The sequence below is a fragment of the Citrobacter sp. wls826 genome (genome assembly GCF_005281245.1).
Classification (GTDB): Bacteria; Pseudomonadota; Gammaproteobacteria; order Enterobacterales; family Enterobacteriaceae; genus Citrobacter; species Citrobacter braakii.
On the sequence record NZ_SZWS01000064.1, the window covers coordinates 62,963 to 63,172 of the forward strand.

The 210-nt window shown below is 56.7% G+C and carries 1 pseudogene; it reads right to left on the reverse strand.

The window, feature by feature from the left end:
• Window positions 1-47 precede the first annotated feature (47 nt).
• Window positions 48-210, reverse strand: a pseudogene (locus tag FDW87_RS23175) (type VI secretion system tube protein Hcp); the annotation flags it as partial.

Here is a 210-nt window from a genome sequence, read left to right on the forward strand (position 1 = left end):
ATCCAGCAGCCTGTCGAATAGCGCAACCGGGATGAAAGGCTCCACCATTAGCTGCCTTTCTTATTCAGCGCCATATCCCAGACGGATGAACTGGTGCCCTGCTGGGTGCCTTCCGATTTCTGGGCGGTGATTTCCCATTTGATTTTGGTGAAGTTCAGCGACATCGTCTCTACCGGCTTACCGCCGGACCCGCCGCTGACGCTCAGGTGC